Consider the following 21,238-nt stretch of genomic DNA (forward strand, 5'->3'; position numbering starts at 1 on the left):
GGTTTCAGGCTCCGCCGTTGGCCGAGTGCAGTTCGTGCACCGGCTCCAGCGGGCGGCTCAACACTGAACGTTCGCTGCGAAAGTGCGGCAGGATATGCTCGCCGAGTCGGTAGGCTTCTTCCAGGTGCGGATAGCCGGCGAGGAAGAACAGGTCGATGCCGAGGTTGTTGTATTCGCGAATTCGCGCCACCACGTTTTCATAACTGCCAACCAGCGCGCAGCCCGGTGGGATGCCGATATAGCCGAAGCCAGCCCACACGTTCGGGTGGATAAAAAAGTCTTCGAAACCCTGCGCCTCGTTTTTCTCGGCAAAACCATGCTCGTAGCTCAGTTTGCGTGCGGTGCGCAGCCCGGCGTGGGCGGCCACGGCCTTGACCGCGCCACGGGCGATGCCTTCGTCGAAGAAACGCTTGGCTTCAGTGCGTGCCAGTTCTTCGGTTTCGCGGGTGATCACATCAATCGACAGGCCAAAGCGAATATCGGTGCGCCCCCATTTCAACGCACGTTGGCGCAGGTCGGCGATCAGTGCGGTGATTTCATCCGGGTGCTCGGCACGCATCAAGTAGAAATCCGCGTGCTTGGCGGCGAACTCCCGTGCAGCGATGGATGAGCCAGCCGTGCAGATAAGTGGCAACTGCGCCTTTTTCAGCGGCGCGTGCAAGCCCCCACCGTCGGCCTTGTAGAACTTGCCATCGTAGTGAAATGACTCGTTGTGCCAATAGCCCTTGACCACGTCCATGAATTCGGTGGCGCGCTCGTAGCGTGCATCGTGGTCGCTGTAGTCGCCGACCTGGCGCTGGATCGCGTCCGAGCCACCGTTGATGATGTTCCATACCAGGCGGTTGCCGGTGGCGCGTTGGTAGGTCGCCGCCTGCTGCACGGCCACCCATGGGGTGTAGTGGTAGGGCTGGAACGCGGTGACGAATTGCAGGGTGCGAGTTTCGCGGGCCAGCAGCGAGCACACCGTCCATGGCTCTTCGCCGCTGGGCGCGTTGACCATCAACACACCGCCGAACTTATTGATCTCGGCGGCCTTGGCGATCTGGCCCAGGTAGTCGATGTAAGTGAAGTGGTCGCCCACGCTGAACCCGGACACAGCCCCGGTGCTGTCGGGACCGCCCCGATGCCAGTCGCCACGGTTACGCGGGTCGCCCGGCAGGAACTGGGTTTCGCCGTGCAGCGGCAGGCGAGTAAAAAATTCGATGCTCATGCAAGCCTCCTGCTTACTGCGCGGTTGGGGCGCAGACTGGGGTGATCGGCTGGTCATTGATGACTTTGTGGGCGAATGGGATCGAGTCCTTGAGCGAGGCATTGACCGTCGCGCTGTGGCCCAGGCCTTTGTACAGGTGGCCTTCGACTACGGAACCGGCGTTGCAGGCGTCCTGCATCAGCTTGACCTGGGTCGCGGCGGCTGGGGTGACGTCTTCGGCACCGGTACCGATGAACACCGGTTTGGACGTTTTCAGGGTGGGGTAGGCGACTTGCGCGAGCCACGGCGCGAGCTGTTTGCCTTTGTAATCTTTCTTGGTGTTGGCAATGCTCAGGCCCAGGCCCTCCACGTCGCCTTCTAGAGCGAACAGACAGCTAGTGCGAGCCTGTTCGAAGATCGGCAGCGCCTTGTCGGTGTAGAAGTCCGCCGGGTTGATGCTCGGGTCGTATTGCTGGGCGGCGAGCAAGGTGTAGAAGCCGTAGGCCAGGGTCGGGTCGACTTTATTGCGCACTTCCTCGCTGGGATTTTTCGCGTAGTCGAGGGTGTAGATCACGCCGGTGCCGATGCTGCCCTTGACGCCAAGGTCCGGGGCGTAAGTGGCGGCATAGGCCGCTGCGGCAAACGCGCCGGCCCCGCCTTGGGACTGGCCGACGATCAATACCTTGTCAGCCAACCCAGGTACGCCTGCAACTACGGCCTTGGCGGCGTCGAGGATGCCGTAGGCGGCCATGCGGCTGTTCAGCAACGGGTGGCCGCCGGGTACGCCGAGCCCTTGGTAGTCGGTGGCGACCACCGCAAACCCTTCTGCCAGCCAGCGGTTGAGGTACGCCACATCGCGGTAGGAGCGACCTTGCCAGGACGGTGCACACACATCTGCGACGCCGACTGTGCCATGGCCCCAGCTTGCGACCGGCCAACCGCCGGCCGGCGGTGTGCCCTTGGGCAGGAACAACGCGCCGGAAACCACGACTGGGGTTTTATTATCGATACCATCGGTGGAGGTGTAGAGGATGCGTTGGGCGCTGGCGGCGTTTGCCAGGCTGATGGTCTTGTCCAGCGGTTCGCTGCGCAACAGCTTGCCCGGAATGGCCGGAATGGCTTTTTCCCAGGTGTAGAACGCCGAGACGCGGCCATCACCTTGCAGTGGGTCCGGTTTTGGGGCGTATACGTCAGCGGCGAATGCGCTCATGGACAAGGCCAGTACGCTGAGACCGAAGGCGAAAGAATGCGGCAGTTTCATTATCAATTTCCCTATCAAGGATTGGTGCTGACCTGGCCACGCAGGGCCGGCCAGTAGTCAGTGAGTTTCAGGTCGATCAAAGCCTGGTTGGTAAAGCCGGTAGCCAGTGACGGGCCGATGTCATAGGTGTCGCGAATCAGGTGGTTGGCCAGGGCGTAGGTGGTGAGGGCCTGATAGTGGGCCTTGAGTTGCGCATCGCTTTTCGGCGCCCAGCGCTCCTTCCAGGCCACCGGGTCGTTTTGGTCGTCGCGACGCAGCACGCTTTCAGCGGTACCGGCGCGAGAGGACAGCTGGTAATAGGCGTCCTGGTTTTGCGGTTGAGAAATCCACCACGCTGCCTTGACCCAGGCGGTCGCCAGCAATTGGGTGATGTCTGGATGCTGCTGCACGAAAGACTCGGTGCCCCATAGGTCGGAGATCAGGCGCCAGTCATTGTTGCCCTGTTTGGTCGACCAGATGATCTTGCCCACGCCCTTGTCTTCCAGGGCATAGGCCTCGCTGAGCAACACGGCTGCATCGACCTTGCCGGCAGACACCGCTGCCGCGCCGACCTGCGGGTTGAGGTTGGCGATCTTGAAGTCATCGAGCTTCAGGCCCTTGCTGGCGAGGAAGTTGCTGAATGCGAACTCCCAAGGCCGGCCACGGTGCAGGGCCAGGCGCTTGCCTTTGAGGTCTTCGATGGTCTTGGCGCTGGAGCCTTCGGGCACCACCAGGTAAATGTTGTTACCACTGCCGCCGGGCACGATCAGCTTGCCCGGCACACCGCCGGCACCGGCGATCACTGAGGGCAGGTCTCCGCGTACGGCGAAGTCCAGGCTGTTGTTGCTGAACCCTTCGTTGATCTGCGGGCCGGCGCCGGCGTGGGGTAGGGCGATCCATTCGAGTTTCACCCCGCGCTCGCGCAGTTGGGCCTCCAGCCAACCGTCTTCGATCACGCGGCCGGCAATCCCGCCAAATACTGGCTTGCCACCTTGGGTATAGGCGACGATAGCGATTTTTACCGAGGCCGGGGCAGCCGACTCGGCGAGCGCCGCGCTGCTTGCCAGTAGGCCGAACAGAGCGATGAGGCTTCTGTGCCAGAAATTTCTCATGAGGTTTCTCCCTACCTGAATTCAAAACTCTTTGCAGGCACCGGCTTGCCGGCTCCTACAGGGGGTCGTGTTGGGAGGGAGAGAGCAGATTGCATGCCAGCTGCCGGAAAAATCGCTCTAGGCCGCGTGCTGTATGGGCTGCAGTGTCTGAGGCAGCAACGGCCTGTCTGATCTGCTGCTGTTTGACGAACACGTGGGTGCTGGCCGGTTGCTGCTCCAGCAGCAGTGGTAGGTGATGTTGTTGGTATATGCGATAAGGGAATATATAAATATTAATTTATAATTAAATGGTCTAGAAAACTTCATGCACTATTGAGTACGCGCTTTTACTGCCAGGAACGCACCATGTCGCTGATCACTCACCCCAATCCTCGCGAATTGACCAAGTCGGTGCGTGCTACCGTGCTGGTCTTCAAGGACCCGCGCTCTCAGGAATTACTGTCACGTATCGAACGCCTGGCGCCCAGCGAAGCCAATACCTTGATCATTGGCGAGACCGGGACCGGCAAGGAACTGGTCGCACGACATATCCATCATCTGAGCCGTCGCGGACGTGAACCTTTCGTGGCGGTGAACTGCGGCGCGTTTGCCGAGACCCTCGTGGAAAGCGAATTGTTCGGCCACGAGAAAGGCGCGTTCACCGGCGCTACCACCCAGAAGGCCGGTTGGTTTGAAGCCGCCAACGGCGGCACGCTGTTTCTCGATGAGATCGGTGATCTGCCGTTGAACATGCAGGTGAAGTTACTGCGCGTTTTGCAGGAGCGCGAAGTGGTGCGCCTGGGCTCGCGGACACCGATCCCGATCAATGTGCGGCTGGTGGCCGCCACTAACGTTAACCTTGCCGATGCCGTCGTTGCAGGTAACTTCCGCGAAGACTTGTTCTACCGTCTGCACGTCGCCACCATTCGACTGCCGCCTCTGCGCGAGCGGCCGGGCGATATCCTGCCCCTGGCGGAATTTTTTCTCGAAGAGCACTGCCAGCGACTGGGGTACAACCGCGCCACGTTGAGCATCGATGCTGAGCGAAAGCTGTTGGAACATAGCTGGCCGGGCAATATCCGCGAGCTCGAAAATGCCATTCACCACGCCTTGCTGGTGTGCCGCAACCAGTTGGTGCAGCCGCCGGATCTTCATCTGGTGGACATGCGATCCTCGGGTATTCGCCAGGAAGAGGCTACCCATACTCCAGCCGCCCTCAGCGGTCCCGTGGACTTGGAAACGGCCCTCAATGCGTTATTCGAACAGAATATTCCCGACCTTTACGAGCATATTGAAGAGACGATCTTTCGTGCTGCTTACCGGTACTGCCATGGCAACCAATTGCAAACTGGGCGCCTGCTCAATATCAGTCGCAACATTGTGCGTGCACGACTGGAAAAGATTGGTGAGTTGGGAGCGTCAGCGAGGGTTTGATCGATATATCCGCGACTAAAGCAATTGGTCGTTTTTGATCGTTCACGTGAGTAAGTGACCGGCGTGTACCTAGCTCGTCAGCATATGGTGCGACCTGTCGCTGCAACTGTGCAGTGTCGAATACCTGTGTGTGGTGGGCGAGTCTGGCTCGGGCAAATCCATGCTGGCCAAAGCGGCGATTACCGACGCCGCTGAGCTGCAAAGCGGGCGGCTGGTGTTTCGTGAACAAGACTTGGCGAACCTCAGTGAAACCGCGATGCGCCAACCCCTGGCGCGCTATCGGCATGGTGTTCCAGGACCCCATGAGCGCACTAAACCCACTCCTGAACGCCAGATGCGTGGCCTTCGCTCGCCTCTTCACCTAAGGGCTCGAGCGCAGTTCGTAAAACTCCGATTGCCGAGCCACATCGAACGGAAACAGCGCGCTGGTGGCAAAAGCGCCACTGGCACTGATCAAGCGTTTATTCTGGCTCGCCGCCAACACCGCCACGCCTTCGAATACCCGGTGCTCCAGAAAAGTGGTCACTGAAACCCTCAAGCTTTTGGCAATTTTGTTCAGTACTTTGATTGATGGCACATTCCGGCTGGCCTCGATCTGCGCCAGCATCGCCCGGCTCACACCGCATTGGCAGGCGAGGGCATCCAGGGATAAATCGCGTTTGCTGCGCAGGCGTTGCGGGTTTTGTGCAACACTATCGCAGATGGAGTCTACTTCGAGTGATTCCAGGTTTTCCCGATCCACAAAGTGCGAGGGAGGCTGCATGCTCACGCGGGACGCGTCTCGTAATCCCTGGCCGTCTGCGCTTGGTGAGAGGCATGCTGATCGCCATTGCGTGCGTACATTTCTCACAGAGGCTTTGTCCGCTGCTGAGCCTGTGTGCGTTTGCAACTGCTGACGAAGTCAATGACGTTGCCTATCAGGTTCATGGCGTACTCCCCCCTTTTGGGCCCTTGATACACCTCAAAAACAAGTCCAGAATTAAGTCTTTTCCTGCTTCGGCAAGAAAAGAAACCCCTTAGATTTCAAAGGGTCGGACGCTAGATGCGAGTCTCGTTTCCCGCTCCACTATCTAGATTTTTAACCAGCATCGTCAATCTGTCGTCACTCGCGCGGCGTTCTGCCTCAACAGGTCCAGATAGTCAGCCCATTGTTGAGCCGCTTCCCGGCGTTGCGCTAGCAGTTGCGCACGTGCATACACAGCCCCCAGCGCACCTGGCATCCGGTGGGATAGCGACAATTCGAGCACGATGGGATCAATTCCCAAGTGTTCGTGGGCAATAGTCCGGTAGGTGGCACGAAAGCCGTGGGCAGTGATGCCGTACTCTGGCCAGATATGCTGAAACGACTTGAGCATTGACGTCGGGTTGATCGGGCGGCCTGGATAGACCGGCGAGACGAACACCCAACCTTTACCTTCGTCATCCACTACGCGGGTTTGTCTTAGCTTGCGCAACAGGAGCAATGCTTGTTCAGGTAAAGGCACGATGTGTTTGCTTTTGTCCAGATGCCTGGTTTTGCTCACTACGTAGCGCCAATCGGCGCCGACCAAGTCGACATCTTCCCAGCGCATCCGCACGAGCTCGCCAGGGCGCACTGGCAACATGACCAGCAGACGCATCGCGTTGGCAACACTGCCGTCGTCGCACTCATCCAGGCGTAAAAGAAACCTGCCCAGATCGGCTGGCCTTTCAATCGCCGGATTGCTGGTTACGACGTGGCGAATCCTCAACTCCTCGACATTACTGAGCGCCACGTTGCGCTCCACCCAGCCGCGACCTTCAGCAAAGCCGAGGATGGAGCGGATGATTGTGCGTACACGCCGGGCCATAGCCATGAGACGTTGCTGGCGCAGTTCCGTGATGATGGTGGTGATGTGCTCAAGCTTGATCTCGCTGACCGGTTTACTGCCGACTGCAGGCAGAATGTGGTTTCTCAATGCTCCGCGAAAACCCGCAATGGATTTGCTCACCAGTTGGGCAGACTTGAAAGCCATCCACTGCTCGGCTACGTAGGCGAAGGTGCGCTGTTCATTGAGCCGCTGTGCCTCGATCTTGGCAGTTTTAGCCTTGAGCGGCGCGATGCTGTTCGCCACGTCGCGGCGTGCGCTGCGGGCAATGTCGCGCGCCTCTTTAAGGCCGATATCAGGGTACGTACCGATCGAAAACCGGTTTTCCTTGCCATGAAGGCGATATTTCAAGCGCCAGAACTTGGAAGGAGGGTTTCCGATTTTTCGTGACGCGCTCACCTCCAAGTAAAGACCGGGGACTTCTCCATCGGCATGTTTGCCAGGGGTAGTCAGTGCGCGTACGAAAGCGTCAGTCAGTTTTCGCTTGAGGAAAGCGCCTTCTCGGGCTTGCATAATTGGGGGCATCGTTTTTTAAAAAATAAAAAATGTGCCCCCAATTATGCCCCCAAAAGCCTCAGAACTCCTTGGAATTGGACGGGCGTCCATGGACTCGAGATGCTGTAAGCTAATGTTTTATAGACATTTATAGATCATGGTAGAATTCTGTTACAAACTCTCGGGGTCCCCAAAAAACATCTGTATCCGCGACCGCAACCACCGCTCCCCCGGATCATTGTCCTGCGACCCACGCCAAGCCATATGCAGCTCGAACGAACGCACCGGCAACGGCGGTTCTTCCGCGCGCAACCCCCCTGCGGCGGTCAGTGCCTCGGCGGCATAGTCCGGCACAATGGCGACAATGTCCGTGCCTGCCAGCAATGTCCCCAGCCCGTTGAACTGCGGCACCGCCAGCACCACATGGCGTTTGCGGTCGAGTTTCTCCAGTTCTTCATCGATGAACCCGCTCAAGTCGCCGGCGAACGACACCAGGGCGTGGGGACGGGCGCAGAAGTCGTCCAGGCTCAGGGAGCCCGGGACGCTGTCGGCGCGCAGCAGCTTCGGCAGGCTGCGGCGCAGTACTTTGCGCTTGGCGTTGGCCGGCAGGTCGGCGGTGTAGCTGACGCCGATGGAAATTTCGCCGGAGGCGAGCAGGCCGGGCATCAGGATGTAATTGACCCGGCGCACCACCAGTACGATGCCGGGCGCTTCCGCGCGCAGGCGTTTTAGCAGTTGGGGCAGCAGGGCGAATTCGACGTCGTCGGACAGGCCGATGCGGAACACCGCGGTGCTGGTGGCCGGGTCGAACTCGGCGGCGCGGCTGACGGCGGTGGAAATCGAGTCCAGGGCCGGGGAGAGCAGGGCGAAGATTTCCACGGCCCGGGCCGAGGGTTCCATGCTGCGGCCGGTGCGCACGAACAGGGGGTCGTCGAACAGCCCACGCAGGCGCGACAACGCGGCGCTGATGGCTGGTTGGCCGAGGAACAATTTCTCGGCGGCGCGGGTCACACTGCGCTCATGCATCAAGGTTTCGAATACGATCAAGAGGTTAAGGTCGACACGACGCAGGTCGTTACGGTTCATCTTGTGTCCTGGAAGAGTCAGCTTTATTTGACGAGAACGGCGATATAAGAGCCCTGAAGGTCCATTCAGACGCGTGACCGGTATGAATCTTACGGGGAAAGGCTGGTACTCTGCACCGGCTAATTGAGTTTTCCTACGATACTTGAGGTCTATTCCTCAGATGCGGAATCAATGACAGACATGTCGACTATTAACGGCGACCGGTGGCCTTAGCCGGAAAGCCCAGATAGAGTTCATGGCAATAGAGGTTACTTTGACGAGGTTTGCGATGTCCCGCACGATCCGTTTTCACAAGTTTGGTCCGGCCGAGGTGCTCAAGTGCGAAGAGCATGCAGCCGCGCAGCCCGCACCGGGCGAAGTGCAGGTCCGTGTCGAGGCGATTGGCATCAGCTGGTATGACATTTTGTGGCGCCAGAACCTGGCGTCTTCCCACGCACGCCTTCCATCCGGCCTTGGCCATGAGATGGCCGGGGTGGTCGTTGCCTTGGGCGAGGGCGTGGATGACTTGGCAGTGGGCGATAAAGTGGCCAGTTTTCCGGCCGAGAGCCCCAATGATTACCCGGTGTATGGCGAACAGATCGTCCTGCCCCGTTCGGCCCTGACCCGCTATCCGGACGTCCTGAGCCCCATCGAAGCCAGCGTGCACTACACGCCGCTGCTGATTGCCTACTTTGCGTATGTGGACCTGGCACGGGTCAAGCCCGGGCAGTTTGCCCTGGTGACCGACGCCAGCCATTGCGCCGGCCCTTCGTTTGTGCAACTGGGCAAGGCCCTGGGTGTGCGGGTGATTGCCGCCACCAAGGACAGCGCTGAGCGCGAGTACCTGCTTTCTCTTGGCGCAGAAAAAGTCATTGTCACCGAGGAACAGGACCTGCTGATGCAAATCAACAAGTTCACCGACAACCGCGGTGTCGATGTGGTGTTCGATGGCTTGGGGGGCCCGCAGATGTCGCTGCTCGGTGATGTGCTGGCGCCCCGTGGCAGCCTGGTGCTGTATGGCTTGCAGGGTGGTAACCAGACACCGTTCCCGGCGTGCGCGGCGTTCCAGAAGAACATTCAGTTCTTCGTGCACTGTATCGGCAACTTCACCGGCAAGCCGGAGCTGGGCATCATCCAGGATCAGGTGGCGTTGCAGCGTGCGTTGCGTGACATCAACCAACTGACCGCCGATCGTGTGCTCGTGCCCCTGAAAACCACGGTGTTTCCGTTCAATCAGTTTGTCGAAGCCCACCGTTACATGGATGAATGCCCGTGCCGCGAGCGGGTTGCGTTGCAGGTTGCGGCTGTTTGAGCTGTAGGAGTATTCGTAAATGAGCGCTCCGACGCCTGAGTGAATGGGGCAAATGCGCCATTTGACAGGGCTTAACCCGCCCGCCCCAGAAGCTGCCGACCTGGCACTTTAGCCCACAAATCCGGCCCTCTCTCCCTGACGCCGCCCTGAATCCCAGTGCGGCGTCGTTGCATGTGCACCTTTTACGCGACATCGGTTGTTCATCTGAACTGGTTTTCGGCCCGCTTCTGTATCTATTAATCATTATTCCAACACTGATAATTGCGCCTTCACTTTCATCTCAAGGACTGAGCAATGATTGAATCCATGACTCGGCTGCTGATAGTTGCTCGAACTATCGACGCGGCCCACAGGTGTACTCAGCAAGACAGGTACTTTCATAAAGCGTACCGGCCATGCAAATGGAAAAGTTGTTTGAGCCTATTGTCGGACACTTCTTTAAAAGGCTGGTTAAAAACGCGTAGGACCTTGTCGGAAGACTCCTAAGGCTAACCTTTTATAAATTTTTACTAGTATTTTCATTAGGTTATGCGCCTGTGCGGGTAAAAGATGCTTCCCGGCAATCCCTGTCGTTTTGTTGCGTGGTGCTAGTGTTTAATCATCGGCGCACAATGCGAGGCGCGATTTTCCTACACGCAAAATAGGTCAAGCAAACACTGTCAGCAGTTGCTTGAAACTGATATTTCAACTCGGGTAGTAGAACTATGAGCACTATTCACGAACAGGCTATGAATCATGTTTACCAGCAAGTTCTGCAACGTCTGATCGGGCACTTCAGTCGCGCGGGACGTACCGCTCTCCAGTTACTGGTCCAGCGAATCATTGTCGCGGCAGGCGGGATGGAACAGGTGGGGGACTTCAAGGTACTGGTGGCCCATGGTGGCGGTGAAGTCAGCAGCTATACCCTGGCGCTGCTGCGAGCTGCTCAACTGACCATTGCCGGTCGTGCGCCACGTACCTTTCAACTGAGGGTCGCGACGTTACGGCACGCGGGCATGACCGAGGGGCAGCTCGATACCCTGAATCGCGGCTACGGCCGGCTGTTTCTCCACGACGACCCGCGTGTCGAGTTGTTGATGGTGGAAAACCAGGAGGTACAACCCTTCAATCACCAGCGTCCGGCCTCAGCGATCGGGCGAAAGATCAGCCAGCGCAATATGTTGATGGTGGGCCATGTGAGTGCCGGGGACTGCCGCGCCACCCTGTGCAACGACACTTACCTGGCCGTCGGTGATTTTTACCAGCGTGTCACCACGTGCAATGGCGGCGTCCACGCGCTGGTCAGTGGTGACTCCCCGCGCAGGCAAAGTCAGTTTCTTGCCTGGCTCAAGAAAACCGCCCAGGGCGCAGGCGTCCGAGTTCCCAAGGGCCATCCGCTGTCGCTCAACGCGTTGTTCGCCCACATGGACGAGTGGAGCACCGCTTATTACCAGGATGTGTTCGGTGAGCATTACGTGGCCAGCGATAACCCCAGCACGGCGGGGCATCGTCACTTGGCCTACATCGGCATCGCCGACCTGCTGGAGGATGTCGACATCGCGTCGACCTCCCTGCTGACCGAGTTCATGGCCTACGCTCCCGATCCACTGGGCTTTCACTTCAGCCATCCGGCCTATTCCAATCCGTTGCTGATGGCTCACCTACGTGGGTTGCAGGCCGAATCCCTGCGTGCGCTGGATTATGAGGACGGCGTCGAAGGCTTTGTGCAGCAGGCCGCCGCGTACATGCGCCATTTGCGCATGCCCGACGACTTGCTCATTCAGGCCGGGACCCGCGAAGGGCGCATGCTCTGGAGTACCTACGCCCAGGAGTTCTTCGGCTTGGATGAGACCCAGCTGACCTGCCTGCTGTTTTCACCCTTTGTTCATCACGGAGAGCGACTGGAAGGTTATTTGCGCCAATGTCACCCGGGCATGCTGGTGGCGTTGCCTGAGTTGCACAAAGTCCTCCAGGGCAACGGTTCCGCCGAAATGCTGCAGCAGTGGGTAACGGACACCAGCGGTTTGCCGATGCCCTTGTTGCAGCACCTGTACCGCAAACGGCCGCTGGCCAGAGAAAACGGCATGTGTCGCGCCGCTGCGGCCCAGGGCGCCGCGCAGGCCGTGCCATTGTTCGGGCGATGACCCTGCGCGGCGAGCGTCAGGCGGATTTCGCGTATCAGGCGGTCTATCGCTACATGATCAGCCTGATCAACGAGGTCAGTACCGACACCCGGGTAAAACTGCCGTCGTTACGGCAGTTGGCCGGACGCCTGAACGTGTCCATTTCAACGATCCAGTACGCCTATGCGCTGCTGGAAAAGGAGGGCAGGGTGTATTCGGTGGCCAAATCCGGCTATTACGCCTGGCCGATGTCGGCAAACCCGCTGGCCTGGGCCGGCGGGGATTTGCTTGATCGCCTCTACGCGGCGGCCCGGCGCCCCGGCATGCTGGTACTCAGTGGTGACGAGCCGGCATTGCTGGGCTCCCTGGATGAAACACTGCTGCGGCTCGAGCGGGAACTGGTGCGCCAGTACCCGTCGCATTTGCAGCCCTGGTCCCAGCCCTGCGGTGTATGGGAATTACGCGCAGCCCTGGCCGCGCGCTATACCTCGTCGCCCATGCGCTGCTGGCATGCCGACGACGTGTACATCGGCGCCGACCTGCGCGGCGTGCTGGATATCCTGATCGAAGTGCTGGGCCTGCGGGGCACCACCGTGATTGTCGAGTCGCCCTGCGACTGGCTGATCCTGCGCCTGTTGCAGGACGCCGGGGTGCGCATCATCGAGTTGCCCTGGACGCCGGAGGGGCGCCTGGATCGAACTGTGCTGGGGAAGCTGTTGCGTGATGAGCCGGTGCATCTGGTGTTGCTCTCGTCTTCCGTCAGCCTGCCCAGCGGGGTGGCCATGTCAATCGACGAGCGTCTCGACGTGGCACACCTGCTGGAGCAGTCCGGTTGCTGGTTGCTTGAAAACGACACCTTTGGCGAGCTGGGTTTTGAAGCCCCCCACACCGCATTGCGTGAACGGGTGAACCCTGAGCGGCTGATCGTGTTTTCTTCGTTCGAGAAAGCGCTCGGCTCGGAAGCCCCCTACGGCTACCTGCTGTGCCGGCGCATGAGCAATGAGTTGCAGCGTCAGTTCCTGCTGCGCTCATTCCGTTTATCGTCGATCCGTCAGCGCGCGATTGCCCGTTTGTACCAAAGCGGGCGGATTGACCAGCACCTGCGCACACTGCGCCAACGCCTGAGCGAGCAGGCGGCGCACATGAGCCAGCGCCTGGAACAGCACTTGGGCGACCAGGTGACTTATCGGATGCCGGCCGCCGGTGCCGCGTTCTGGCTGGCCTCCACCCGGGCCGTAGACATGCGCCAGGCATTTCAGCGCCTGCTGGCACGGCAAGTGGTGATCGCCCCCGGGGAGCTGTTCAGTGTCAGTGGCTTGCACCAGCAGCACCTGCGCGTGAGTCACACCTTCCACGGGCAACCCAATCTGGACATTGCCCTGGAAGCATTGAGCGACGCATTGCGCCAGGCGCAGACTGGGTGAAATTTCTCTTAACGATGTAGGATCGATACCGTCGCGCAGCAGTCCAACTCTCAGTAAACTGCCATTTTTTCCGAATCCTTCTATCCGAGGTTTATGCATGACAATCAGTCCTTTTGCGGGCAAGCCGGCGCCGGCCCAGTTGCTGGTGGATATCCCGCGACTGGTCACGGCCTATTACACCGGCCAGCCTGATGCAGCGATCTCCACCCAACGCGTAGCCTTTGGTACGTCCGGGCACCGTGGCAGCTCGTTCGAACTGAGCTTCAACGAATGGCATGTGCTTGCCATTAGCCAGGCCATCTGCCTGTATCGCGAGGCCCAGGGCATCGACGGCCCGCTGTTCGTTGGCCTGGACACCCATGCGCTGTCGACCCCGGCCGGTGCCAGCGCACTCGAAGTGCTGGCTGCCAACGGTGTGCACGTGATGCTCGCCGAAGGCGATGAATACACGCCAACCCCGGCAATTTCCCACGCCATCATCTGCTACAACCGTGGCCGTACCAGCGGCCTGGCCGACGGCATCGTTATCACGCCGTCCCACAACCCGCCGCAAAGTGGCGGCTACAAGTACAACCCGCCCAACGGCGGCCCGGCCGATACCCACGTCACCAAGTGGATCGAAGCCAAGGCCAACGAACTGCTGGCCAATAAACTGGCCGGGGTCAAGCGCATCCCCCATGCGCAGGCGCTCAAGGCCGACACCACCCATCGCCATGACTACCTCAACAGCTACGTGGCCGACCTGATCAACGTGATCGACATGGACGCCATCCGCAGTGCCGGCCTGCGCCTGGGCGTGGATCCGCTGGGCGGAGCAGGGGTGCGCTACTGGTCGGCGATTGCCGAGCACTATCGACTGAACCTGGAGGTGGTGAACACTGAAGTCGACGCCACGTTCCGCTTCATGAGCGTCGACTGGGACGGCCAGATCCGCATGGACCCGTCCTCCAGCTACGCCATGCAAGGCCTGATCGGTCTCAAGGAACGCTTCGACGTGGCCTTCGCCTGCGACCCGGACCATGATCGCCATGGCATCGTGACCCCGTCCGGCGGCCTGTTGGCGCCGAACAACTACCTGGCGGTGTCCATCGACTACCTGTTCCAGAACCGTCCCGACTGGCGCGCCGATGCGGCCGTGGGCAAGACCGTGGTCAGCAGCGGCCTGATCGATCGCGTGGCCGCACGCATCGGTCGTCGCCTGTATGAAGTGCCGGTAGGCTTCAAGTGGTTTGCCGATGGCCTGTTCGAGGGTTCATTGGGCTTTGGCGGCGAAGAAAGCGCCGGGGCGTCGTTCCTGCGCAAGGATGGCACGGTGTGGAGCACCGACAAGGACGGCCTGATCCCGGCCTTGCTGGCGGCGGAAATGACCTCGCGCAAAGGCCAGGACCCGAGCCAGATCTACCGTGGCCTCACCGATGCCTTGGGCGAGCCGTTCGCCATTCGTGTCGACGCCAAGGCCACCCCGGCGCAAAAAGCCTTGCTGGGCAAGCTGTCGCCAGAGCAGGTGACCTCCACGCAACTGGCCGGGGAAAGCATCCAGCAGATCCTCAGCCACGCGCCGGGCAACGACCAGGCGATTGGCGGCCTGAAAGTGATGACCGAAAACGGCTGGTTTGCCGCACGACCATCGGGCACCGAGGACATCTACAAGATCTACGCTGAGAGCTTTATTGGTGAAGATCACCTCAAGCAGCTGGTGCAAGAGGCGCAGGTACTGGTAGACGGCGCCATCTCCCAGTAAAAACGCAAAACCCCTGTGGGAGGAGGATTGCCTTCCTCCCACAGGGTTGATCAGGCCAGGTCGACCAACACGATCTCGCTGTCTTCAACCGCCGTCACCCGCAACACCTGCTCATTCTCAACCGCTACACCGTCTCGAGCGTGCGCACGCAAGCCGTTGACTTCAATCACGCCGGTCGCCGGCACCAGGTAAGCTCGACGGCCGCTGTCCAAGCGGTATTCCGCGCTTTCCCCGGCTTTCAGGTTCGCCGCTACCAGGCGGGCATCCGCGCGGATGCGCAGGCTCTCGCTGTCACCGGCCTTGCCACTGGCCAGGGTCACAAACCCTTCGCGATCACCTTTCGGAAACGGCTTGGCGCCCCAGGAGGGTGGCAGGCCGGCCTCGTTCGGGATGATCCAGATCTGGAAGATCTTGGTCGGCGTCGCTTCCAGGTTGTACTCGCTGTGGGCGATCCCCGTGCCTGCGCTCATTACCTGCACGTCACCGGCCTCGGTGCGGCCCTTGTTGCCCAGGTTGTCGGCGTGGCTGATGGCGCCTTCACGGACATAGGTAATGATCTCCATGTCGCGATGGGCGTGCTGCGGGAAGCCGGTGCCGGGGGCAATGATGTCGTCGTTCCAGACCCGCAGGTTGCCCCAGTGCATGCGCTTGGGGTCGTGGTATTCGGCAAATGAAAAGTGGTGATGGGCGTCAAGCCAGCCGTGGTGGGCGCCTCCCAGGGTGTTGAAAGGTCGAAGTTCAAGCATGATCGTCTCCTGTTGATGGCGCCCATGATCCGTGAGCCCATGATCGATAAAAAGCTTAAAAAATGCCTGATTCCTATCGGTGAATTAGATTGATTGCTGGCGTTTTGACTTTCACTTCATCGCCTAACTGCATGACGGTAAAGCAATTGGCTGGAACTGAGCGCCGATTCCGGCGACCATGGTGCCCTTGTCAAAACCCAGCTCATCGCAGGAGTCCGCGTGCCGCAACACAAGCCTGATCTGCCCCCCGAACTGCGCCCATTGGCGGAAATGCCGCTGCTCAAACGCCTTGCCGCACGCCTGTTTGGCCATGGCCTGACGCGTTTGCGCGCACAGCATCGGTTTTCCTGGTTGCACGGGCAGGCCGATGGTTTTCGCAGTGGTCACGAGGCCGGCGTGGAGTATGGCTATCGCGAGGGCAAGGCCGATGGCATCGAGGAAGGCCGACAAGTCCTGTTGATCCGCGACTTCCGTCCCGATGAGCACCGCGCGCCTGGGGTGGACGACAGCCTGTTCGATGATTGGCGCCTGCCCCTGACGGCCGATATCAAAAAACGCATCAAGGCCGACGTGGCCCGCTTGCTGCCGGCCCATGCCCAGCCGAGCGTGGCACAATGGAAGATGATCTTCAGCGACACGCCGTCAACCTCGGTGATCGCCGGTGCCGGCGCGGGTAAATCCACCTCGCTGGTGCTGCGTATTTTGCTGCTCACCCATTACCTGGGCTTCGAATTGAGCTCGATGACCGTGGTGACCTTCACCCGCGAGTCGCGCAAAGACTTCATCAACAAGCTCATGGACATTCTCACCCTGTGGGGCCAACCCATTGATATGAAAGAAGCCCAGGCGGTGGTACGGACCTTTCACTCGCGCATCCTGCCGATGGTCCGCAGCCTGCCGGGTTTTGAACGCCTGCAGGCGTTTGAAAACCTCAGTGCCGGTTTCGAAGACGCTGACAGCAACCCGTTCGACCTGCGCATCAGCGACGCCCAGCGCCAGCAGATGAATGCGTGCTACCACCAGTTGCAGGGGCGACATGCACGGTTTCGTGAACTGATTGCGCCACTGGCACGCCAGGGCCTGCAACTGCGCGAACTGGAGCGCGATCATCCGGATGTACAAAAGCGCATAGCCGTGACCGAACTGGCGGCCAAGCGCGATGAAGAACTCTGCGATGTGATCGAGGACCTGTGGTTTCGTGCCGGCGCCTGGCCGATCAAGGGGATTGAGCCCAGTCGCCAGCGCTTCGAAATCAATGGCGCGCAGTTCCATTGCCACGGCTATATCCCGGCGCTGGATGCGTGGGTAATGCTGGGCTTTGATCCCAGGGAAAATGCCCAGATCAGCCGGCCGAATTCGAAGCTGTCGGTCCGTGCAGAGTGGGCGGTAAAGCGCACCTTGTTTCAAGCTTTCTGTCGTAAGCCATTGATATGGCTTGATAGCTATGACGCATCAAAGCGTCTGTTAAGCAGCCTCGCCGGGGATGCCAGCGCGGGTCCCGGTTTTGATTACAAGGTCAAGGGCGAGCTGGTGTCGGCGCCGCTGCTGGACAGTTTCGTGATGGCCGCCGGCTTTATCGAGAACCTGGGGTTGGACGTGCCGACTGCCGTCGGCCAGATGAGCTTCGCCAAGGACGACCCGGACCGCTTCTTCTTCGAGGCCCTGAGCATCTTCTGGAAAGCCCTGGAAGATCACCTGCTGGATCAGTCGCCGCCGATCATGACCTATAACCGCATGTTCTCGCTGTTCGGCGAGAACACCCCGGAAAACCTCAAGCTCCTCAGCGATCCGCTGCTGCGGCCGATGTCGCACCTGATGATCGACGAATTCCAGGACGTATCGCCCCAGATCGTCTCGTGGATACGCGCCAGCCTGCGGGAAATCCGCAGTCGTGGGCCGGCGATGCATGTGGGCCGTGGCGCGCAACGTTCGTCCTTGCTGTGCGTGGGTGATGACTGGCAGTCGATCTACGGCTGGCGCGGCAGTTCGCCCAAGTACTTCATGGAATTCAACCAGCAATTCCCGGCGCCGAGCACTACCCGCGTCATGCTCGGCGAGAACTACCGCAGCCATCAGCACATCATCGACGCCGCCGAACATATCGTGCGCGCTGCGCCGGCAATCCCGGGAAAAAAGGCCAAGGCCAGCGGCACGCCAAAAGCCTTGGTGCCGGTCACGGTACTGGAGCGGGACGATGCGGCGTTGGGGCGGCAACTGCTGGAGCATTATCAAAGGGGCGATTCGATATTAATGCTGTATCGAAAAAGTAGCGATAAGCTACTGATTCAAGAGCATATTCAGTCGATTGTTAATGTTGATTCCAGCTTGCCTGCAGCGACGCGCAGGTTGAAGCAGCTGACGTACCACAGCGCCAAGGGCCTGCAGGCGGATACGGTGTTCCTGCTCGGGGATTGCCAGCATGTGACCAGCTCGCCCTACAAGAACCAGGTCTACCGCATGGCGGGCCTGGGTAAGGACGGGGACAGCGAACCCTATGACACTGCGCAAAAGGACGAAGTGCTGCGCCTGGCCTACGTCGGGATTACCCGGGCCGTGAGCCATTGCTACTGGTATGTGGAAAAACCCGAAGGCCAGGCGGTGAATGTGCCCAAGGCCTCGGAGCGGGTCGACGGCAAGAAAGCGTTTTTCGACGATCAGCGCCATTAGCAGGGGATAAATGCGATTCCAATGTGGGAGGGGGCTTGCTCCCTCCCACAGTTGAGCTTCTTTCTGTTGGCTGGGCCGGGATCAGGCCCTCAGCGACAACGGCGGCACAAACGACTCCAACTCATCCTCCACCGCCTCGATAATCCGCTCCACATCGGCAGCATTCATCACAGTGGCGCAGGGGATCCCGGCGATGGCAATCAGCGTCTCGCCGCTGGCCCGGTCGAACAGGCGGGCGACCATACTGCCGGGCGCATCCATGCTGCCCTCGAAGCCCATCGGATGAAAATGCCAGCGCATCAGCTGGCAGGCGTTGGGGAATGTCACTTTGTTCATGTTGCCCACCTTGTTCATTGAGCGCTTCCTTTAGCTCGCGGCAGGGGGCCAGGACCGTCACTGGTCGTGGCGTCGTAGAAGCTAAAAATAGCATTCGTTCGCAAGTACAAGGTGACTTTTTCTGCCCCGTTCGGCGGTTGTCAGCCATTCACTTGATGTGGGTCATCTCTTACTCACGACTGGGCACAGTGCCACTAATGCGAAGTTCCAATTGGCCATTGTCGGCACTGACAAAATTCGGCAATCTCCGAGGTTTACCCGCCTCAGAGCCTTCCATGCCCGACATCGCGCCAGACGATGATTGCCATAACACCCATGCCACGCGTGAGCTGGTGCTGCGCCACCACCTGTGCTGGCGTCATCGCGACCTTGACGGCGTGATGTCCTACTACCACCCGGACATCCAGTACCACGACTTTTTCCAGAACCGTGTGGTCGGTTACGCCGAACTGCGTGAGTACCTGCAAGCCAGCATGCCCCGGGAAGCCGACGAGGCCATTGAACACACCGACCGCATCCGCGCCGATGGCGACACGGCATTCATCCAGTACCGCATCACCTTGCGCGGCGGTCAGGGGCTGGTGTCATTCCGTACCAGCGAAGCCATCACCGTCCGCGATGGGTTGATCTGGCGCGTCAATGAGTACGCGTCATTGGTGCATGAACAACCCTCTCAGGCCCAGCGCCCCAGCGTCAGCCGCCTGGGCCTGTCACCCCAGCAATTGGGGCATATGGCCAATGACTTGCAGCAGTACTTCGAGCGCAGGCAGCCGTATCTGGACCCGGAACTGGACCTGCAGCGCGTCGCCAAGGAATGCGGCTACAGCCGCAATCAGATTTCCTACCTGCTCAACCAGGTGCTGGGGCAAAGTTTCTACCGCTACGTCAACCAGGCTCGGCTCCAGCACCTGCTGGCCGCACTGGATACAGCACAACCGCCGATCAAGATCGACGACCTGGCCTTCGCCGCCGGTTTCAATTCGTTGTCGGCGTTCTACAGCGACTTCCGCCAGCACACCGGCCAGTCGCCCAAGGCCTACGTCAAACAAATTTCCCTGCGTGCACGCGCGCAAGACAGCGAATAACCCGCAGTTCTAGGATCCCCCCATCGAAACGTGGTTGGGGAGCTTGGCATGCCGGCATGGCGCAACATCAGTTTATGGATGGACCAGTTGGATGACCCGCTGATAGCGCGGCCGTCCCTTGAGCATGACCTGGACGTCAATGTCGCCATTATCGGCGCCGGCTACACCGGCCTGTGGACGGCCTACTACCTCAAACGCCAGGCGCCTGAGCTGAAGATCGCGATTATCGAGGCGCAAACCGCCGGCTTCGGCGCCTCGGGCCGTAACGGCGGCTGGCTGATGGGCAATCTGCTGGGCGAAGACCGCCTGCTGGCCGGCCTTGCGCCTGAACAGCGCCGCGCCTCCTTCGACCTGCTGCATGGCATTCCCGACGAAGTGGCCCAGGTCCTGGCCCGTGAAGGCATCGACTGCGACTACCGCAAGGGCGGCGTGCTGTACTGCGCCGCGCGCTATCCCGAACAGGAAGGCAGCCTGCGCGCTTACCTGGACAAACTCTACGCCCAAGGCCTGACCGAAGCCGACTACCGCTGGCTGAGCCCTCGACAGTTGGCTGAACAGATCCGCATCGCCAAGCCCTATGGCGGTATCCATGCCCCCCATGTCGCCACGATCAACCCGGCCAAGCTGGTGCGCGGCCTTGCGCGGGTGGTGGAGAAGATGGGCGTGACGATTTATGAAAACAGTCCGGTCACCCACTGGCAGTCCGGCACTGTGCGCACCGCCAAGGCCCGTGTGCGCGCTGCCTGGGTGGTGCCGGCTGTCGAAGGTTATGCGAATACCCTGCCGCCCCTGGGCCGATACCAGTTGCCGGTGCAAAGCCTGATCGTTGCCACCGAACCGCTGCCCGCCGGTACCTGGGATGAAATCGGCCTGAGCCATGGACAGGCCTTTGGCGAAAGTAGCCGCCAGGTCACCTATGGCCAGCGTACGGCGGATAACCGCCTGGTGTTCGGCGCCCGCGGCGGTTACCAGTTCGCCGGTAAATTGCGCCACAACTTTGATTTGACTGACAGCGAAGTGGCACTGCGCCGCTACCTGTTCGGCGAACTCTTCCCACAGCTGAAAAAGGTGCGAATTACCCATTCCTGGGGCGGCAACCTTGGCATGTCGCGCCGTTTCCGCCCGCACATGCTCTGCGATCACAAGATCGGCATCGCCCTGGCCGGTGGTTACGGCGGGGAGGGCGTCGGCGCCACCAACCTGGGTGGCCGCACCCTGGCCGACCTGATCCTCGGTCGCGACACACCGCTGATCCACCAACCCTGGGTGATCCGCGAGCGTGGCCTGCACGCGCTCAAGGCCTGGGAGCCGGAGCCATGCCGCTGGCTTGGCTACAACGCGATCATTCGCAGTTTCGTCCATGAAGACCAGGTGCTGGCCAACCCCAACACAGCGCCTTGGCGCCGCAAGCTGGCGATCGGCATAGCCGGGTTCATGGAAGGTTTCATGCATTGAGCCGTTTCA

The 21,238-nt window shown here is 60.2% G+C and carries 15 protein-coding genes and 2 pseudogenes; 9 read left to right on the forward strand and 8 right to left on the reverse strand.

Going from position 1 to position 21,238, the window contains the following annotated elements:
* Nucleotides 1-4: 4 nt before the first annotated feature.
* From FX984_RS01430 to FX984_RS01440, 3 genes are read right to left on the reverse strand one after another with little or no spacing between them, the layout of a single operon-like run.
* Nucleotides 5-1,210, reverse strand: a complete 1,206-nt coding sequence (locus tag FX984_RS01430; protein ID WP_146476424.1) for an LLM class flavin-dependent oxidoreductase — start codon at nucleotides 1,208-1,210, stop codon at nucleotides 5-7.
* Between the two features lie 13 nt (nucleotides 1,211-1,223).
* Nucleotides 1,224-2,450 carry an alpha/beta hydrolase family protein gene (locus FX984_RS01435; protein WP_065941405.1) on the reverse strand — a complete coding sequence of 409 codons (1,227 nt, stop codon included), beginning with the start codon at nucleotides 2,448-2,450 and terminating at the stop codon, nucleotides 1,224-1,226.
* Nucleotides 2,451-2,464: 14 nt separating this feature from the next.
* Entirely contained in the window at nucleotides 2,465-3,541 is a 1,077-nt protein-coding gene (locus FX984_RS01440; RefSeq protein ID WP_141155010.1) for an ABC transporter substrate-binding protein, read from the reverse strand.
* Between the two features lie 345 nt (nucleotides 3,542-3,886).
* On the opposite strand from FX984_RS01440, the gene FX984_RS01445 reads away from it, so the two are divergent.
* Nucleotides 3,887-4,954, forward strand: coding sequence for a sigma-54 interaction domain-containing protein (locus tag FX984_RS01445; RefSeq protein WP_146476423.1), 1,068 nt, complete (start codon nucleotides 3,887-3,889; stop codon nucleotides 4,952-4,954).
* 133 nt (nucleotides 4,955-5,087) lie between these two features.
* Nucleotides 5,088-5,183 (forward strand): annotated as a pseudogene (locus FX984_RS32860) (hypothetical protein); the annotation flags it as partial.
* Nucleotides 5,184-5,274: 91 nt separating this feature from the next.
* On the opposite strand, the pseudogene FX984_RS01455 reads toward FX984_RS32860, so the two are convergent.
* The 3 genes and pseudogenes from FX984_RS01455 to FX984_RS01465 all read right to left on the reverse strand — a co-directional run.
* Nucleotides 5,275-5,717: pseudogene (locus FX984_RS01455) on the reverse strand (helix-turn-helix domain-containing protein); the annotation flags it as partial.
* 328 nt (nucleotides 5,718-6,045) lie between these two features.
* Nucleotides 6,046-7,314, reverse strand: a complete 1,269-nt coding sequence (locus FX984_RS01460; RefSeq protein ID WP_146476422.1) for a tyrosine-type recombinase/integrase — start codon at nucleotides 7,312-7,314, stop codon at nucleotides 6,046-6,048.
* A 153-nt stretch (nucleotides 7,315-7,467) separates the two neighbouring features.
* Complete coding sequence (locus tag FX984_RS01465) at nucleotides 7,468-8,382, reverse strand: LysR family transcriptional regulator (RefSeq protein WP_027605763.1); 915 nt, start codon at nucleotides 8,380-8,382, stop codon at nucleotides 7,468-7,470.
* Nucleotides 8,383-8,650: 268 nt separating this feature from the next.
* Between FX984_RS01465 and FX984_RS01470 the strand changes: the two genes are divergently transcribed.
* The 4 genes from FX984_RS01470 (at nucleotide 8,651) to pgm (ending at nucleotide 14,940) form a co-directional block, all read left to right on the forward strand.
* On the forward strand, nucleotides 8,651-9,673 hold the full coding sequence (locus tag FX984_RS01470) for a zinc-dependent alcohol dehydrogenase family protein (RefSeq protein WP_027605764.1): 1,023 nt from the start codon (nucleotides 8,651-8,653) through the stop codon (nucleotides 9,671-9,673).
* A 704-nt stretch (nucleotides 9,674-10,377) separates the two neighbouring features.
* Entirely contained in the window at nucleotides 10,378-11,796 is a 1,419-nt protein-coding gene (locus tag FX984_RS01475) for a hypothetical protein (protein WP_146476421.1), read from the forward strand.
* Nucleotides 11,793-13,199, forward strand: coding sequence for an aminotransferase-like domain-containing protein (locus FX984_RS01480; protein ID WP_027605766.1), 1,407 nt, complete (start codon nucleotides 11,793-11,795; stop codon nucleotides 13,197-13,199). Before FX984_RS01475 ends, FX984_RS01480 begins: the two co-directional genes overlap by 4 nt.
* Before the next feature lie 97 nt (nucleotides 13,200-13,296).
* Nucleotides 13,297-14,940: a phosphoglucomutase (alpha-D-glucose-1,6-bisphosphate-dependent) gene (gene pgm / locus FX984_RS01485; RefSeq protein ID WP_108573183.1), complete on the forward strand. Its 1,644-nt coding sequence runs from the start codon at nucleotides 13,297-13,299 to the stop codon at nucleotides 14,938-14,940.
* Nucleotides 14,941-14,990: 50 nt separating this feature from the next.
* Here pgm and FX984_RS01490 read toward each other — a convergent pair whose 3' ends face one another.
* The gene (locus FX984_RS01490) at nucleotides 14,991-15,686 is read right to left on the reverse strand and encodes a pirin family protein (RefSeq protein ID WP_027605768.1); all 696 of its coding nucleotides are present in this window, start codon (nucleotides 15,684-15,686) and stop codon (nucleotides 14,991-14,993) included.
* A gap of 219 nt (nucleotides 15,687-15,905) precedes the next feature.
* On the opposite strand from FX984_RS01490, the gene FX984_RS01495 reads away from it, so the two are divergent.
* Nucleotides 15,906-18,353 carry a UvrD-helicase domain-containing protein gene (locus FX984_RS01495; protein ID WP_146476420.1) on the forward strand — a complete coding sequence of 816 codons (2,448 nt, stop codon included), beginning with the start codon at nucleotides 15,906-15,908 and terminating at the stop codon, nucleotides 18,351-18,353.
* Nucleotides 18,354-18,434: 81 nt separating this feature from the next.
* Here FX984_RS01495 and FX984_RS01500 read toward each other — a convergent pair whose 3' ends face one another.
* The gene (locus FX984_RS01500; RefSeq protein WP_027605770.1) at nucleotides 18,435-18,707 is read right to left on the reverse strand and encodes a DUF1652 domain-containing protein; all 273 of its coding nucleotides are present in this window, start codon (nucleotides 18,705-18,707) and stop codon (nucleotides 18,435-18,437) included.
* 257 nt (nucleotides 18,708-18,964) lie between these two features.
* Between FX984_RS01500 and FX984_RS01505 the strand changes: the two genes are divergently transcribed.
* Both FX984_RS01505 and FX984_RS01510 read left to right on the forward strand, forming a co-directional pair.
* On the forward strand, nucleotides 18,965-19,774 hold the full coding sequence (locus tag FX984_RS01505; RefSeq protein ID WP_146476419.1) for a helix-turn-helix transcriptional regulator: 810 nt from the start codon (nucleotides 18,965-18,967) through the stop codon (nucleotides 19,772-19,774).
* Between the two features lie 48 nt (nucleotides 19,775-19,822).
* Nucleotides 19,823-21,229, forward strand: coding sequence for an NAD(P)/FAD-dependent oxidoreductase (locus FX984_RS01510; protein ID WP_146476418.1), 1,407 nt, complete (start codon nucleotides 19,823-19,825; stop codon nucleotides 21,227-21,229).
* Nucleotides 21,230-21,238: the final 9 nt, after the last annotated feature.

This window comes from Pseudomonas marginalis (assembly GCF_008692035.1).
Classification (GTDB): domain Bacteria; phylum Pseudomonadota; class Gammaproteobacteria; order Pseudomonadales; family Pseudomonadaceae; genus Aquipseudomonas; species Aquipseudomonas marginalis.